The organism is Raineya sp. (assembly GCF_053497555.1).
Window position 1 is genome coordinate 1 of the sequence record NZ_JBRCWE010000009.1, and the last position, 15,897, is coordinate 15,897.

16 protein-coding genes are annotated in these 15,897 nt (G+C 36.6%); 6 read left to right on the plus strand and 10 right to left on the minus strand.

Annotated elements, in window-relative coordinates; genetic code table 11:
• Positions 1-66: 66 nt before the first annotated feature.
• Entirely contained in the window at positions 67-324 is a 258-nt protein-coding gene (locus tag ACWITO_RS01000) for an AAA family ATPase (protein ID WP_448528146.1), read from the minus strand.
• Positions 325-401: 77 nt separating this feature from the next.
• Positions 402-833, minus strand: a complete 432-nt coding sequence (locus ACWITO_RS01005; protein WP_448528147.1) for a DUF1573 domain-containing protein — start codon at positions 831-833, stop codon at positions 402-404.
• A 143-nt stretch (positions 834-976) separates the two neighbouring features.
• Between ACWITO_RS01005 and ACWITO_RS01010 the strand changes: the two genes are divergently transcribed.
• The gene (locus tag ACWITO_RS01010) at positions 977-1,822 is read left to right on the plus strand and encodes a hypothetical protein (protein WP_448528148.1); all 846 of its coding nucleotides are present in this window, start codon (positions 977-979) and stop codon (positions 1,820-1,822) included.
• A gap of 86 nt (positions 1,823-1,908) precedes the next feature.
• On the opposite strand, the gene ACWITO_RS01015 is transcribed toward ACWITO_RS01010, so the two are convergent.
• Both ACWITO_RS01015 and ACWITO_RS01020 read right to left on the minus strand, forming a co-directional pair.
• The gene (locus tag ACWITO_RS01015; protein WP_448528149.1) at positions 1,909-2,925 is read right to left on the minus strand and encodes a heparan-alpha-glucosaminide N-acetyltransferase domain-containing protein; all 1,017 of its coding nucleotides are present in this window, start codon (positions 2,923-2,925) and stop codon (positions 1,909-1,911) included.
• Between the two features lie 461 nt (positions 2,926-3,386).
• A complete protein-coding gene (locus ACWITO_RS01020) occupies positions 3,387-4,388 on the minus strand; it encodes an oxygenase MpaB family protein (protein WP_448528150.1) in 1,002 nt (333 codons plus the stop codon).
• A gap of 91 nt (positions 4,389-4,479) precedes the next feature.
• On the opposite strand from ACWITO_RS01020, the gene lpcA reads away from it, so the two are divergent.
• Positions 4,480-5,061 (plus strand): D-sedoheptulose 7-phosphate isomerase, encoded by a 582-nt coding sequence (gene lpcA / locus ACWITO_RS01025; RefSeq protein ID WP_448528159.1) that lies wholly within the window; start codon positions 4,480-4,482, stop codon positions 5,059-5,061.
• 12 nt (positions 5,062-5,073) lie between these two features.
• Positions 5,074-6,177, plus strand: coding sequence for a phospholipase D-like domain-containing protein (locus ACWITO_RS01030; RefSeq protein WP_448528160.1), 1,104 nt, complete (start codon positions 5,074-5,076; stop codon positions 6,175-6,177).
• Between the two features lie 3 nt (positions 6,178-6,180).
• On the opposite strand, the gene ACWITO_RS01035 is transcribed toward ACWITO_RS01030, so the two are convergent.
• The 6 genes from ACWITO_RS01035 to ACWITO_RS01060 form a co-directional block, all read right to left on the minus strand.
• Positions 6,181-7,113 carry a coiled-coil domain-containing protein gene (locus tag ACWITO_RS01035; RefSeq protein WP_448528151.1) on the minus strand — a complete coding sequence of 311 codons (933 nt, stop codon included), beginning with the start codon at positions 7,111-7,113 and terminating at the stop codon, positions 6,181-6,183.
• Between the two features lie 179 nt (positions 7,114-7,292).
• The gene (locus ACWITO_RS01040) at positions 7,293-8,129 is read right to left on the minus strand and encodes a phytoene/squalene synthase family protein (protein ID WP_448528152.1); all 837 of its coding nucleotides are present in this window, start codon (positions 8,127-8,129) and stop codon (positions 7,293-7,295) included.
• A 45-nt stretch (positions 8,130-8,174) separates the two neighbouring features.
• Positions 8,175-8,483, minus strand: a complete 309-nt coding sequence (locus tag ACWITO_RS01045; RefSeq protein ID WP_448528153.1) for a hypothetical protein — start codon at positions 8,481-8,483, stop codon at positions 8,175-8,177.
• Positions 8,484-8,491: 8 nt separating this feature from the next.
• Complete coding sequence (locus ACWITO_RS01050; RefSeq protein WP_448528154.1) at positions 8,492-9,931, minus strand: tetratricopeptide repeat protein; 1,440 nt, start codon at positions 9,929-9,931, stop codon at positions 8,492-8,494.
• 62 nt (positions 9,932-9,993) lie between these two features.
• Entirely contained in the window at positions 9,994-11,970 is a 1,977-nt protein-coding gene (locus tag ACWITO_RS01055) for a tetratricopeptide repeat protein (protein ID WP_448528155.1), read from the minus strand.
• A gap of 214 nt (positions 11,971-12,184) precedes the next feature.
• Positions 12,185-13,594, minus strand: a complete 1,410-nt coding sequence (locus ACWITO_RS01060; RefSeq protein ID WP_448528156.1) for an aldehyde dehydrogenase — start codon at positions 13,592-13,594, stop codon at positions 12,185-12,187.
• Between the two features lie 103 nt (positions 13,595-13,697).
• On the opposite strand from ACWITO_RS01060, the gene ACWITO_RS01065 reads away from it, so the two are divergent.
• The 3 genes from ACWITO_RS01065 to ACWITO_RS01075 all read left to right on the plus strand — a co-directional run bounded on the left by ACWITO_RS01065 (position 13,698) and on the right by ACWITO_RS01075 (position 15,838).
• Positions 13,698-14,174, plus strand: coding sequence for a TlpA family protein disulfide reductase (locus ACWITO_RS01065; protein WP_448528157.1), 477 nt, complete (start codon positions 13,698-13,700; stop codon positions 14,172-14,174).
• Between the two features lie 166 nt (positions 14,175-14,340).
• Complete coding sequence (locus tag ACWITO_RS01070; protein WP_448528158.1) at positions 14,341-14,961, plus strand: thioredoxin family protein; 621 nt, start codon at positions 14,341-14,343, stop codon at positions 14,959-14,961.
• Between the two features lie 415 nt (positions 14,962-15,376).
• Entirely contained in the window at positions 15,377-15,838 is a 462-nt protein-coding gene (locus ACWITO_RS01075; protein ID WP_101358723.1) for a hypothetical protein, read from the plus strand.
• The last annotated feature ends 59 nt before the right edge of the window (positions 15,839-15,897 follow it).

The window sequence follows — 15,897 nt, forward strand, 5'->3', positions numbered from 1 at the left end:
CATGAAAAGTAATATTTTAGTTTCAGCACCTAAATATACAACTTTCATTGGAAATCTTTTTCAATCCTAAACAACTTCACTTTCAATAAATCTTACCAAATAGTTACCAGATAATGTACTTTCTAAAATAAAACTTTTTCCCAAATGAATGAGACTATCTAAACGATAAAAAAACTCTTTACCAGCTTGTAATTGTGAAACTGCTAATTCTTTTTTGATTTCATCAGCATTCAGAAAATCATAACTTGTTCTTGCTAAAATATCAGTTGAAAAAGTCGTTTTCCCAGAGCCATTTGCCCCTGCAATGATGATAATTTCTTTCATTCTGAAAATAAACGCTACTTTCTGAAAAATAGTTTCAAACGAGGGTTTTAACCAAGAAAACCCTCGTTTGTATTTGTTTATGGCTGTGTTTGTCCTTGTTTGGGAACAACCTTACCTTTGAGCGTCAGCGTAATTGGCGTGCCTGTGTTGGTAAATACCGTAACGGTTTTATTAAATTCTCCTACTGCGGCGGCGTTATAGGTGGCAGTTACTTCACCTTTTTTCTTGGGAGCTATGGGTTCTTTGGTGTAAGAGGGGGTTGTACAACCGCAAGAAGCCTGCACATTAGAAATAGTAAGAGGTACTTTGCCCTTGTTGGTGAAGGTGAAAGTGGTAGTAACGGGTGTTCCTTGTGGAATTTCGCCAAAATCGTGTATCATTTTGTCAAAGACAATTTGAGGATTGCTTTCCGTAGGAACGCTATTGGGTTGGGCATACCCGAAGCCTGCCAGTAATAGCATTATAGCCAAAATGCCAAAAGGTTTTCCGAATGGTTTGTTTTGTTTCATTTTTTTGAGGTCTAGGTTAAACTTTTTTCTTTTATACACTTCGGGAGCAAAATGTGTTCCAAAAATTAAAAAAATTTTTTCATCAAGATTAAACCTCTGCTCAAAATTTGTATCAAAGCTACAAAAACTAAAATTTTACAAATATGAAAAAAATAATTTTCCCCTTGCTCATTTTTTTGCTTGTTGGTAGTATGGCTTTTGTAGGTTGTAGAAAAAAACAAGAGCCTCTCTTTGACCAAAGTGCTGTGGATAATGCCCAAGCCGATGCCCAATTCAACGACTTGGACAATATCGTTTCTGATGTAATGATTGAAAACAGCAACAATCTTCGCACCACTGATGAAAGTATCGGAGAGCGTACCTTACGTTTCCGAAATTGTGGTACCGTTACTATCAATACCGCTACTAAAACTATTGTAATTGATTTTGGAACAGGTAGCACCTGCAACGACGGCAGAACTCGCCGTGGTAAAATCATTATCACTTACACAGGACGCTACCTAACCCCCGGAAGTGTAATCACTACCACTACCGACAACTATTTCGTAAATGATGTTAAAGTAGAAGGAATAAAGGTGGTTACCAACATTACACAACCCGGACAGAACCCTACGCATACGCTTTCGGTGCGTAATGGAAGACTGACTTTCCCCGATGGTTCTACATTTACTTGGCAAACCGATAGAATGAGGGTTTGGCAACAAGGTTCAGGCGACCTCAACCCTTTCAATGATGTTATTCAAATTACAGGAAATGCTTCAGGTACAAATCGCCGTGGCGTAAATTTTACTGCTGAAATCACAACTCCGCTTATCGTAAAAACTGAATGTTGGTTGCAAGGTATCCGCAAACCTGTTTCGGGTGTGTATGTAGTAACTTCTGAAAATCGTCAGAAAACCGTAGATTTCGGAAACGGCACCTGCGATACAAACGTAACCGTAACCATTACAGGCAATGGCGGAGGTACATTTACTTTCCCTTTGAACTGATAAGAACTTGTTAGGTGTTGTTAAGATACGAAAAAGCGAAACTATTTTCATATGAAGTAGTTTCGCTTTTTTAATACATAAAAACATTAAATCCCTATCAAATAACCTACTGCTCGGTATCTGCCTGTTTTCAGTCTATTCTTGTATTTTACAACAACAGCATTAAACAAAACAATTAACACGTAAAATAGTGTTAATCCGCCTACCATAACCCACACATTAAAGTTTTCGGCACTTTGTTCAAAGAAAATTAAAACAAACCTGATGATTATGGTATGAAACAAATAAATGGAAAGGGAAGTCTTACCTAAATTAGCTACAAATTCAAAGCCTGTGATAGGAGTATTGATAAGAAATATGGAAGTGAAAAGTAAGCCTGCTAAATAAATCCAAAAATATCCCTTTACAGGATAAAAAACCTCGGTATAACCTTCGCGTAAAGGAGGCATTTCTGCAAGATTGGTAAAAAATAAAAAATAGGCATAAAGTAAAAAGCATAGAACCCCAATGAATAAAAATAGAAGTTTATATTTTTTTATGAACTGCTGATGTTTGGCTACTAAAAATCCTAAAAACACAAAGCCTGTCCAAGGAAGTAAAGGAAACCAACCGTCTAAAACCAAACGTTTGATTGTATCATATCCATAATTAGGGAACTTATCCGTTAAATTCAAATCGGGCATACTAAATTCGTAGTGGTTCAAAAAAAAGATATTGGAAACAAAAAAGGCAAGCATAATAATAAATTGTATTATCAAATTAGACTTTGCCAGCAGTGTCATAATGAGCGTAGATAAACTAATGAGATACAACACATCAAAAGTAACAAAGGGGTAAATATTCCAGATGCAAACATCAATAAAAATGCCTATCAGTAGCACTTGTAAGGCTCTTTTACGAATACTCGTCAGCGACCTTCCTGCATTGAGCGAAATATGTACCGAAACTCCGCTTAAAAAAATAAACAAAGGTGCGGCAGTTGAAAACACAATCCTTAATGCCGTTGGGCAGTTCTCAAAAGGATACACATAAGACCAAGAATTTGCACTTACCATAATTAGAATGGCAATGCCTCTTAAAATGTCAATAGCATTATTACGCATAAGATTTAAAAATTAGAAGTGTAAAAACTATACCAAGGTTAAGATGATTTTCAGAATTCAAGAAGCTGAATGTTGGCTTTCAAAGATTTACATTGATGAAATTTTCAAAAACCAATTTTTATTCTGTACAAAATAATAGCATACTAAAAATTACATTAATGAAAAGAAGAGATAAGTTTCTGAAAATCAATCCTTATAAGTAAAAGTTTTGTAGAAAAACGAGAAAATAAAGGCTTTGCAAAAAAATTAAATCAATGATAAAGTAGAATTGAATTAGCAATGATAGATACAACTTGCGTTATGAGTTGCTATGTGCCAGCCAGCACAACTCACTAAAAGCCTTGTATTTGTATGATAAGCAACAGAGATAATGATTACAATACTAATGGGAAATTTTGAGAAAAGCAAGTTAAAACTGAATTTTTTTATTTAAATCTTTCTTTTGGGTATCTGTTTGAGTTTTATTTCACTACTATTTTCTGCGAAGAAATAATCCACTTATTGATTTGGAGAGCCAAATTTTCTGTCAAAAAATTTTTGTTCCATACAATTGTAGGAACGGCAAGCATATCAGCCACTTCTTTTCCAAGCAAAAAACGCATTTCAGCCACTGCTAAATCGGCAAAAAAACGGGAAGGCAGATTTTTGTAGAATGTTTCAATGAGTGCTTGGGTAAGTTTTTTACCTTCCTCGCTCTCCTGAAATTGGGTAGTAGCAATTTGCTTATCCAGCCAGTAGGCTTCACGCATAGAAAAAGGCAACAAATCCTCATTCACCCCCATAAGATACCCTACTACATTCCACAAATGCAAAAAGTTTTCGGCTTCTTTTTCAGAAAAGTCAATCCCTAATTTTCGCATACCTCGCAGAACAATGAATGAAAAACTCAAATTTGTTCCTGCCATATCTTCCTGATTGATAGGCTCGCCCCAAGTGGCTTGCCACTTTCCCGACTGCCAAATGAATAGCCTTACAAAGCTGTGTAGAAGCCTGATTTTAGCGATTTCCTTTTGCCAATCCTTGATTTTTTCGGTTGAAAAAGAGTTAGCTTTTAGGGTAAAAATAGCTGTTTCTCGCAGTCTTTGCAGTGTATCGTTTTGCAAACGCCCTGAAAAGCTAAGTACTTGTACTCCATTTTTTGCCGCATAGCAGTAAGGAAGCGAAAGCACTCCCAATAAATGAAGTATAATACTTTGATGTTTTTGAAAAAATTTTGCCCCCGCTTGCATTTTAGAGGTATCTGCCCAATGGGGCAGTTGAATGTGCTTAAAATAAGGTTGGAAAAAATTTTCAATTTGTGGCGAAATATCATTCTTTGAGCCATTGAGCCATTGTAAAATATCTTGGATTTGTACTTTTAGAACAAAATGCTTACTGGCGGCACTTGCCCACAAATCAGCCCAAGAGTCTGTTTCATTTCTTTTTTTTGCCAAGAAAGGTAAATCAAACTGCTTGCTTCTCATAATTTTTATTTGAAAAACGCTTTGCAAAGAATTTTTGTTTTGGCACAATTTACGTAATTTGCAGGCGTTTTCATCAGAAGACTCTCTGAAAATGCTGGAATTTATTAAATCGGAGTGGCAAGAAGCTCAAAAAGTGCTTACAGATTTTTTTCAGAATGAAAAAAATTTGCAAGCTATTGCCCAAACTGCCCAAATAATGATAAAAGCCATTCAGCAAGGATGCAAAATAATGGCTTGCGGTAATGGTGGCTCACATTGCGACGCTATGCACTTTGCAGAAGAATTAAGTGGAAAGTATCGTGAAAATCGTCCTGCTTTGCCTGCAATTGCTATTTCGGATAGTGGGCATATTACTTGCGTGGGCAACGATTATGGTTTTGAGCAAGTATATGCACGCTTTGTAGAGGCTTTGGGAAAAAGCGGAGACGTATTGCTTGCTATAAGTACCAGTGGCAATTCGCAAAATATTTTGAAGGCTGTTGAAATTGCCAAAAAGAAAGGTATTACAAGCATTGCTCTGACAGGTAAAGACGGCGGAAAGCTCGCTTCTATGGCTGATTACGTGCTTTGTGTGCCTCATTTTGGCTATGCCGACCGTATTCAGGAAATTCATATCAAGATTATTCATATCTGGATAGGGCTTATTGAGCAGGGGATTTTCGGCAAAAATTAGTTTTTGTTGAAAATGAGTAGCTTCCAAGACCATATTCGTTTGCTACATAGCGGCAAAGCGTATTTTGAAACGCTCAAACATATACTTCAAGCGGCTCGCTATTGTATACATCTGCAAACCTATATTTTTGAAGAAGACGAAACAGGCAAAGAAATTGCAGAAATTCTTATCCAAAAAGCCAAAGAAGGCATAAAAGTTTGTGTTTTGGTAGATGATTTTGGCTCCAAAGAGCTTAGTAAAAAGTTCAAACAACATTTGCTTTCGCAAGGGGTGCAAATTCGCACTTTTTCGCCTTTTCAGATTTTTAGATTGCGTTTTGGTAGAAGGTTGCATCAGAAAATTGTGGTTTCTGATATGAAATTTGCCCTCATTGGGGGTATCAATATTGCCAACAAATACGCAGGAGTAGGCAAAAAAGAATGGTTAGATTATGCCGTACTTTTGGAAGGGGAAATCGTGAGGCAGTGTTTTTGGATTTGCCAGCAGTTCTGGAATAAAAAGTATCAGCGAGATGTTTTTCTTCAAAATAAGCATATTTTCCTACTGCAACAAGATTTTTTCAGAGGTAAAAAAGAAATAGCCAAAGCCTACCGAGAAGCTATTGCCAAAGCTAAAAATGAAATTTGGATTGTAGCCAGCTATTTTTTACCCAATAAATCTTTACGCAAACTGCTCATTAGTAAGGCGAAACAAGGCGTAAGTATAAAAATTCTGCTTTCGGCAATTTCTGATGTGCAGTTTTTCAAAAAAGCTACGGAGTATTTGTATGCAGAACTTGAAAAAGCAGGCATACAGATTTATGAATATTTGCCCAGTGTTGTTCACGGCAAAGTAATGCTTGTAGATGATACTTGGGCTACTGTTGGCTCGTATAATCTGAATGCTATCAGTGAGTATATGAGTGTAGAAATGAATGTAGCCACTACCGAGCCTAATTTTATAGAGGTTTTGCGGAAAGATTTACAAAAAACTTTTGCCACTGAAAGTATTTTGGTGCAATACGCCTACAAAAGGCGTAATATTTTTACACGCTTTTACTTTTGGCTCATTCGTTTTGTTTTGAAACTGGCTATTCGTTTTTTGCGAAAAAATAGACAAAGCTATTTGCGAGAATAAGATTTAATTTACATTGAAAGAAGTTTTACCGAGCAATTGTCCTTCGCAATACAATTCTACCAAGTGAGTTCCTTTCTGAAACTGATTTCCTTTTCGGAAAATTACTTCGGTATTGCGGTTGCCGTCATTATTGAAATTAAAGGTATGAAGTGTGGTATAGTTCATTTCTTTTCCATTGGCATCGGCAAATCTTCCGCCATCTGCACCTACCATTACTGCCCCCGAAGGCTCAATAATACGGACATAAATATTTCTATTGCCTGCCTTGGCGGCACTATTTTCCATAATTTTTACATTGATTTTTAGTTTGACGAGTCTTTTCGACTTGAAATTGCCATCATCATCAGATTTTCCTTTTTCGTCCAAACCTTCCAGTCTGATATTTTCAGCACGCAATACTGCGGCTTTGGCGAGTGTGGCTTCCAAGTCTTGTTTTTGCTTCTGAATATTACTCATAGAGTCCGCTAACCGCTTCTTTTCTGCTTCGGTTTTGGTTACTTTCTGAGAAAGTTCTTTCTTTTCCCCCTGCAAAGTTTTGATTTCGCCTTCTTTTTGAGCCAAGAGGTTCTCATAATCTCTAATTTTGGCGTCATACTGTTCAACGAGTTTATCTACATCAATATTGCTGGACGAACTGCGGGCATTGGCAATATCTTTTTTGAGTTGCTCTTGAAGTTCCAGCAGGGCTTGATAGTCGCGATTCATTTTTTTAGCTTCAGCAATGCGAATATCCAATTCTCTGCTTACAGAGTCCAATTTTGAGCTTTTATCTTCCAACTCTGCTTTTTGCTTTTCAATAAAAATATCTTTTTCAATGCTTTCTTGCTTGCTTTGCATCATCAGATATACCAAGATGATATTGACAATAGCCAGCACTACCAAAGCAACAATAAAAAATGTGGTTCGCTTATCGCTTCTTGAAATTTCAACGGTCATAAGGGTAAGTTTTTGGCATAGTATCAAGAACGCAAAAATGTTGTTTTGACAAAAATAATTTTTTTGTCAGATTTTTGCAAAAAAAACAAAAAAAATTGAAAGAAACTTTGGCAATTCAAGCGTTCAAAGGTTTAAGCCTTCAAAGGTTTAAATCTCAAATCTCAAACCTATTTTCATATTCAAATAACATTCAGCTGAAATTTGAAGTAGCTTTTGAGCAAAAGCGTAAATTTATGCAAATCGGGTACGCGTATGCGTTTTTGCATAATAGTTTCAGCGGGTTGGGCTTTGATTTTCTTGAAAAGCGTAGTATAATATACATAAGCCAAATAAACACCCATTTTTGCTCCTTTGGGCAATTGTACAATGCCTTTGTAGGCTTCGTCAAAATCTTTTTGGATATCGGCTTCTATGAGTTTTTTGGCTTTTTCATCAAATTTTTCAAAATTGACTTCAGGGAAATAAGTTCTACCTCTTTCGAAATAATCGCTACGCAAATCGCGTAAAAAGTTGATTTTCTGAAAGGCTGAACCCAAACTGCGGGCTGGTTCTTTGAGTTTTTCATACATTTCGTTATTTCCCTCACAGAAAACACGCAGACACATTAGCCCCACTACTTCGGCAGAGCCATAGATGTATTCTTTGTATTTATCGTCGTTGTATTCTTTGAAATACAAGTCCATTTCCATACTATGCAAAAATGCCTCAATGAGTTCTCGTTCTATTTTGTACTGATTTACAACAAGTTGGAAAGAATGTAAAACAGGATTGAGGCTAATTTTTTCTGCAATGGCATCAAAAGTATCTTTCCGAAAACGCTCCAAAAGTTCTTTTTTATTGTGCTGATGAAAAGTATCAACAATTTCATCGGCATAGCGTACAAAGCCATAAATGGCATAAATAGGCAAATGGAAACGTTTGGCGAGGGTTCTGATGCCCAAAGTAAAAGAAGTGCTATAATGTTGGGTAATAAGTTTGCTACATTTGAGCGTAGTAGTATTGTATAGTTCAAGCATAAAGGTATGCTTTTAGGTTAAAAAATTAACTTTGTGGTATAACTTTCAATCATAGTTTTTTGTTTCGGTGCTAAGCAAAGATTTTTCGTAATTGATTAAGTCCAAAAGCAAATCGGTTAGATTGGCAGTTTGTGGCTCGCCGAAATTAGCAAATTTACAATACAAAACAGCCTCATCGCGTTGCTGGAAAGCAATATCGCCATAGAGTTCGTTGGAGTAGTTGTCGTAAAAGAGTATATTGAAAATAGCATTACCTTCGGGACTTACATAGTTGCAACGAATCTGCCAACGCATACGCTTGCGTATGTTGCAAAGTTTGGTGAGCAAATTCAATATGGTGATGGATAAGTCCATTTTTTCATTTACTTACAATTTTTTTTCAGCCAATTTTGCATTTCTTCATCATTTTCGCCCATTTGCAAGGCTTTTTTATAGTCGGCACAAGCAAGTTTATTATTCTTAAGCATTTTGTAACAATCGCCTCGGTTTTTGAGCTTACGAGCTGTCATAAATTCCTCACCCATAGCAAATAGTGTGTTGTAGTCGGCGATTGCTCCTTTGCAGTCGTTTAAGTTTTTTTTGCTGTAAGCCATTTCGGCAAGAATTTCGGCATCTTTCTTGATTTTATAGCCTCTTTGGGCATATTCTAAGGCTTTGCTGTAATTCTGGGTTTCGTTTTCCAGCCAAGCAAGTTCATAAAGCAGTTCAAAATTTTCAGGTTCAAGGGCAAGGGCTTTGGCAAAATATTCTTTGGCTTCCAACCACTTTTCATCTTCCATTTCAAGTTCAGCTTTCCAAGTGAAAACTTTGACTTTGTCTTTGTCGGCAAGTAAGGCTTCTTTGCTTGAAGCTAAATCTAAAATTTTAATGTATTTTTCATAAATATAGGGACTTTCTCGCAGTTTAGTACCTTCGGCTACGTAGGCTTTTTTTTCTTGTTGCATTATATCCAGTATTTTAGGAATAACTTTTGCCAGTTCATATTCGACTATAATACACATTTCACCAAAGTTCAAAGCCTCATAATAATTGGAATTGTTTGCATAAAACTCAAAAAGTTCAAAAACTAATTGTGGATTTATTTCTTGATTATACCGAACTGCATAAGCCTTGGAAAAGGTATTGTGAGCTTTGAGAGTATCGCCTAAGGCTTTGTGGGCAAGTCCTTCGTAGTAGAGCATTTCAGCATCTTCTACATCAATAAGTTTAAATTTTTCTGCCACTTCCAGAATTTTGTTATATTCTTTTTTTTCCCAATAGCTTTTTGCCATTTCTTTGTATTGCTCTATGGAATATTTGGAGTGTTTTTTAAGAATATTTTGCAAAGGAATGATTTTAGGAGAAGTGAAATCGGTGAGATACCAACGCTTTTTATGCTTGTAGGCTTCTAAAAAAATAGTGTCGGTAGTACTTTGCAAGGATATTTGCAAAGGAATTTGGTAATAATTGGGAGCAATGAGATACAACTCTTCGGATTTGCCAATTTTTTGGATAGTAATTTTTTCGTTTTCTATTTCCAAAACAGAAAAATACTGAAAAATATTTTGAAACTTCTTAGAGAGGCTATTTTTGTCGTTTGCTAAAATACGCTGAATTTCCTCTTTGCTTTTTTCTTTGAAAGTTTCTACAAAAAGCGGGTAGAGTTCGGCGGGAGCGGAAATGGCTTCTAAATTTTTCAAGTTTTGGGTTTGGAGTATTTGTATGAAATTTTGGGCAAGCTCTTTTTCACTTTTTACGCCATTTTGGGCAAAAAGAAGAATGGACGAAAAAAGCAAGAATACAAGAGAAAGGAGATTTTTCATAAGAAATGTTTTCAACAAACTTACAAATCTTGCTGAAAACATACAAGTTTTGGAAACGATTTTTATACCTGAATACCCATTACGAGAATATCATCAGTTTGGGCGTATTTCCCTTTCCACTCCTCGAAGGCACTGAAAAACTGCTTTTTTTGCTCTGCAAAAGAAAGGGAGTGGATATTGGTAAGCAAATTTTTCAATCTTTTGTTGCTAAATTTTCTGTACTTTTCACCGCCAAGTTGGTCTTGAAAGCCATCAGTGATAAGGTAAAAAGTGCTTTCAGGATTTTGTAAGGCAATGGTTTGGTTATGGAAATCTACTTGTATATCCCATTCGGTATTTCTGCCACCCAAATAATATTTATCAGACTGATACTCAATAAGGTTCTGATTTTCAAAAAGATACAAATTTATCATTGAACCTGCATAGGTAATAGTGCGTTTTTGGGTATTGATACGGCAAATGGCGATTTCCATTCCGTCCATATTTTGTGTAACTTCTTTATTCAAAACCTCATTCAGGGAGCGATTGAGTTCCCAAAGAATTTGGGCAGGATTGTAAATGGCTCTTTCAATGATGATAGTATCCAGCAAGTCGTTACCAATCATACTCATAAAGCCGCCGGGCACGCCGTGTCCGGTGCAGTCGGCAACAGCAACGATTTTCTCGCCGTTCAGTTCACTATTGCTATCTTCAATTTCGTAAAACCAATAAAAATCTCCACTCACAATATCTTTGGGCTGATACCACACAAAAGTATTTTTGAAGGCTTTCAGGAAAGCCTGTTCGGGGGGTAAAATCGCTTCCTGAATACGTTTGGCGTACAAAATACTTGCCGTAATGTTGCGATTTTGCAGTTCAATTTCTTGTTTTTGTTCAAAAAGTAGCTTGTTTTTAGCAGTTTTTTCCAAGTTGTTTCGCCAAAGAGCTACCGCCAGCAAGGCGAGCAAAACGGCCACAATAGATGAAGCCACAATAATAATATCTCGCAGGCGAATTTGGGTTGCTTGTATTTTCTTTTCTCTTTCGGCTTCGGCTTGGCGTTTTTCATCATCAAAAATAGATTGTAAAACACCAATTCTATCGTTAGATTTTTGATTGTAGAGCGAATCTTTGTAGGCATTTGCCAATTTTTCGTAATGAAAGGCTTTGGGAAAATCTTGTTTTTGCTCGTATAAATCTGCCAAATATTCATAAGCTCTTTTGATAGCTACTTTGATATTATTTTTTTTAGCAATTTCAATAGAACGCAGGTAAATCTCTTCGGCTTGGGCAAGGTTACCTTTTTTGTGTTCAATTCTGCCCATTCCATTCAAAAGGCGAGGTATGGTGTACAAATCGTTGGTTTTGAGTCGTAGCTGATAGGCTTTTTGGTAATATGTAGAGGATTTTTCCAAGCTATCCAGATGTAGATAACATTCGGCAATAAAACTCAAAAGGTCGGCAATGGTTTTTTCGTTACGATTTTTTTCGGCACGGGGCAAAGTACGCAAAGAAATTTCTAATGCCTTGGGATAATTTTTCTGATGAACGTAAAGATTAGCAATATTTTTCAGCGTAGTAACGATGCCATCTTCATCTTTGATTTCTTCTTTGATAGCCAGCGAAAGATTGAAATACGCCCGAGCCTTGTCATAAAACTCTTGTTCTACATACACATTGGCAAGGTCGTTGTAGCGGAAGGCAATAAAACGCTTGTTGTTGAGTTTTTCGTACAAACGCAAAGATTTCAAATGGGCTTCTACGGCAAGGTCGTGTCTGCCTTCTCGGTAATGCAAAAGCCCCAAGTAGCCCAAACTTTCAGCCAATCCGTTTTCGTAGTTATTTTTTTCAGCCAGTTCTCTTGCCTGATTAGCCAAAGCAAAAGCCTTTTTTACATCACTATTCCGATACAAAAAAGCCAAACGATTGAGCGTATTGATGCGTGTAGTGTCCGAAAGTTCTGTTTTTAGTAGTAATTCCAAGCTATCTTTTTCGCTCTTTTGAGCAAAAAGACTAAACGAGTAGAAAATGCAAAGAAATAAAGTAAAAAGGTTTTTCAAAGGTTTGAAATTTTGTTTTTGGGTAATTATTTACGTTCAAAAAGTTCAGTATTTGATGTTCAAGCCTGTAAGGGCTTTATCTCTCATTTTTTTCTGTCCGATATCTATTTTCTAAATTCCTGTTTTCTTACCGCACACTATATCTAAACAATTACGTTTTTTGTAAAAATATGAAAGTGAAGCCTTTGTAATGTAGGCTTCACCTATGCTGGGTTTATATCCACTTGATAACGCTTCTGAGCAAATTTAGTTTGCCTTTGTAGGGCGGATAACGCAAGGGAACATCAAGCCAGAAAGGCTTTTTTACCACCGACTTGTAGTGCGTGAAGGTATCAAAACTAAACTTGCCGTGATAGCCACCTTGCCCGCTACTGCCTACGCCGCCAAAAGGTAGGTTGGGGTTTGCTGTGTGCATTACGGTATCATTTACGCAAGCTCCTCCGAAAGCCAAATGCTCCAATACATATTCTTGCTTACTTTCTGTTTTGCCAAAATAGTAGCAAGCAAGCGGTTTTTCTTTGTATTGTAGATCTTCTACAACTTTTTCTAAATCTGCAAATTCTATCACAGGCAGAATAGGACCAAAAATTTCTTCCTGCATTACTTCGCTTTCCCAAGTTACATCATCTAAAATAGTAGGGGCAATGAAACGCTCTTGTTCATCAATCTGACCGCCTTTTACGATTTTGCCACTGCTCAAATATTTTTTCAAGCGTTCAAAATGCTTTTGATTGATAATGCGGGGATAGTCGGGGCTATTTTGAGGGTTCTCGCCATAAAACTCGGTAATGTATTTGCTCATTTTAAGTATAAGCATACTGCGAATTTTCTTGTGTGCCAGCACATAATCGGGGGCTACACAGGTTTGCCCTGCATTGACAAACTTGCCCCATACTATTCGGCGAGCAGTAACTTCCAAATCAGCGTCTTCATCAACAATACAAGGGCTTTTACCGCCAAGTTCCAAAGTTACGGGGGTGAGATATTCGGCGGCGGCTTTGGCTACAATTTTGCCTACGGCTGTACTGCCTGTGAAGAAAATTTTATCAAATCGTTCTTTCAGCAAGGTTTGTGTTTCATTTACGCCTCCCTCTATTACGCATACGTGGGCGGGTTCAAAAACTTCCGTAACAATTGTTTTTATCACTGCCGAAGTATTGGCAGAGAGTTCGGAAGGTTTAATGATAACGGTATTGCCCGCAGCGATTGCTCCTATGGCAGGCAGCAGTGTTAGCTGTAAAGGATAATTCCACGCTCCAATAATAAGCACTGTGCCGTAAGGTTCAGGATACAAATAGCTCGCCGATGGAAACAACAGCCAAGAACCTCTGACAGCTTGAGGCTTTGCCCATTGCTTCACATTTTCAAGCATTATCTTGATTTCATCAAGAATAAGAGCTATTTCAGTAGCAAAAGTTTCAAAGGTTGATTTGCGAAAATCCTTTTCCAAAGCCTGAAAAATCGCCTCCTCGTGCCTTAAAATCGCTTTGTGTAAATCTTTGAGCTTTTGCAAACGAAAAGATATATCCAAGGTTCTGTGGGTTCTGAAAAAAGCCTTTTGCCGAGCAACCATTTCAGCAATGTGGTTAGCTGTTTCTACCAAAGGTTCTTGCAAGGTTTCCATTTTTTTAATGGTTTAGCGTGCCGAAAAAAAAATTATTGTTGAAACACTAATTTGCAAAATAAAACGTTTTTCTGCAAACAACATCATATTTAGAACAATTTTTATGAAAAAAATATTGCTTGTAGTAGGACTTTTTTTGAGCGGAATGATGCTTTTTGGTCAAAATATTCAAGTTATCAAAAAGAAAGAGCTACTTGAACTTCTGAAACTTACGGAAAAGCAAGTAATAGTCTATAATTTTTGGGCTTCGTGGTGTGCCCCTTGCGTAAAAGAACTACCTATTTTCAAGCAAACTGCTGAAAAATTTTCAGGTAAAGTGAAAGTAGTGCTGATTAGCTTGGATTTTATAGAAGACTTGGAAAAAGCTAAAAAGATTTTACAAAAAAAGGAAATTGCTTTTGATACGTTTCTGCTGGATGAAACCAAATACAACACTTGGATTGATGATGTAGAGCCTCGCTGGCAGGGAGCTATACCAATGACTATCATTCAGAAAGGCAAAAAACGTATTTTTATCAACGAAGAACTTACTTGGGAGCAGTTAGAAAAGGAAATCAATACATTACTGGCTACCAAATAATGCACTTTTTGTAATTGTTTTAGGTATAGTTTGCATTAAGGAAACAGGATTTAGGACTTTAGATATTTAGACGGAGCAAAACTTTTACCTCAAATGCTTGAATATTTAATTTTTTTGAACGTAAATAATTATCATTTTTTCATCTTAAACCCTAAATTGCAGTGTTATGAATAAGTTTTTCACTTCGCTTTCTGTAATGCTTGTGGCGTTTTTGTTGTGGAGCAACAAACCCGCAGGCGAAGGTTACAAGCCCGGCGATAAAGCCCGCGATTTTAATCTCAAAAACATTGACGGCAAAATGCTTTCTTTGGCTACTTTTCCCGAAGCTACCAAAGGGGCGATAGTAGTTTTTACTTGCAACCATTGTCCTTTTTCTAAAATGTACGAGGACAGAATCATCGCCTTGGACGCCAAGTACAAGCCCAAAGGATACCCCGTGGTGGCAATCAACCCCAACGACCCCAGTCGCGTGCCTGATGATAGTTTTGAAAAAATGATTGAAAGAGCCAAAGAAAAAGGATTTACTTTCCCTTATTTGGTTGATGAAACCCAAGAAATTGCCAAAACCTATGGAGCTACAAACACTCCTCACGTATTTGTGCTTGAAAAGAAAGGCAAGGACTGGATTGTACGCTTTGTTGGGGCAATAGATGATAATGCCAAAGATGCTTCGCAGGTGAAAGAGCGTTATGTAGAAGAAGCAGTAGATAATCTGTTGGCAGGTAAAAAAGTGAGCAAAGCCCAAGTAAAAGCTATTGGTTGTACTATCAAGTGGAAGCAATCGTAAAAATGTTGGTAATAACGTGAGTTGAAAAAATAAAAGTCTGATTTTCAGTTTCTTATTTCAAGAAATTATATCACCCACTATTCCCTTCCTTGAAAAGGAGGGGAGATAATTATACCTAAATTTTTGATTTTCAGGTGTATAGCTCTCCTCTCCTTTGGAGAGGGGCTGGGGGTGAGGTTAAAAACAAAATATTGAAAAAAATCAAATTAACTCACATTAAAAGATACTCTAAATTTCATTTTTTACAGAAAAAATTTCAAGATTACCGATTTTCAACCTTCTCATCTTCAATTACTTACCAAAATTTAACAATTTTTTCACACCTTTTTTTGAAACTTTCTGAGTATTTTTACGTATATATAAATAGAGGCACTTGCCTCTGTAATTTTTTGTTTCATTTTTAATTTTTAGCTTTATGTTGTACAAAACCCAAACTCACAAAGAAAGCCGAGTCCCTCTTTTAGCGAGGCGTACTTGGGGTTGGAGGCTTTTAGCCTATGCTCTTTTATTTTCCCTTGCCTCTTGCAAGTCTTGCAAGAAAGAAAAAGTTGAACCTACACCTGATCTAGAATGTAAAGAGTGTGTAGAATATTCCTTTTATAGAAAAGTTAGAAATCTTAAAGGGATTGTAAAAAAAGTTGGAATTGCTGATTATTATTACAATGGCGGAATGTATTATGTAGAAATAAATAGTTCTGCAATTCCAGAGCTTAATCAGAATTACCCTACTGCTAGATTGTTCCCTTGCTGCACCAATCGGTACGATGATACAGACGTTGGTAAAGAAGTAACTTTAAACGTTGATGTTTTTTCTTGTTTAACAGATAAACACGGCAGACTTAATAATGTTTTCTATAATTTTTACGTTTTTAATTAAAATTTTAGTAATAATGAGACATACAAAACTTCTATTCTATTCTATTCTATTCTATTCTA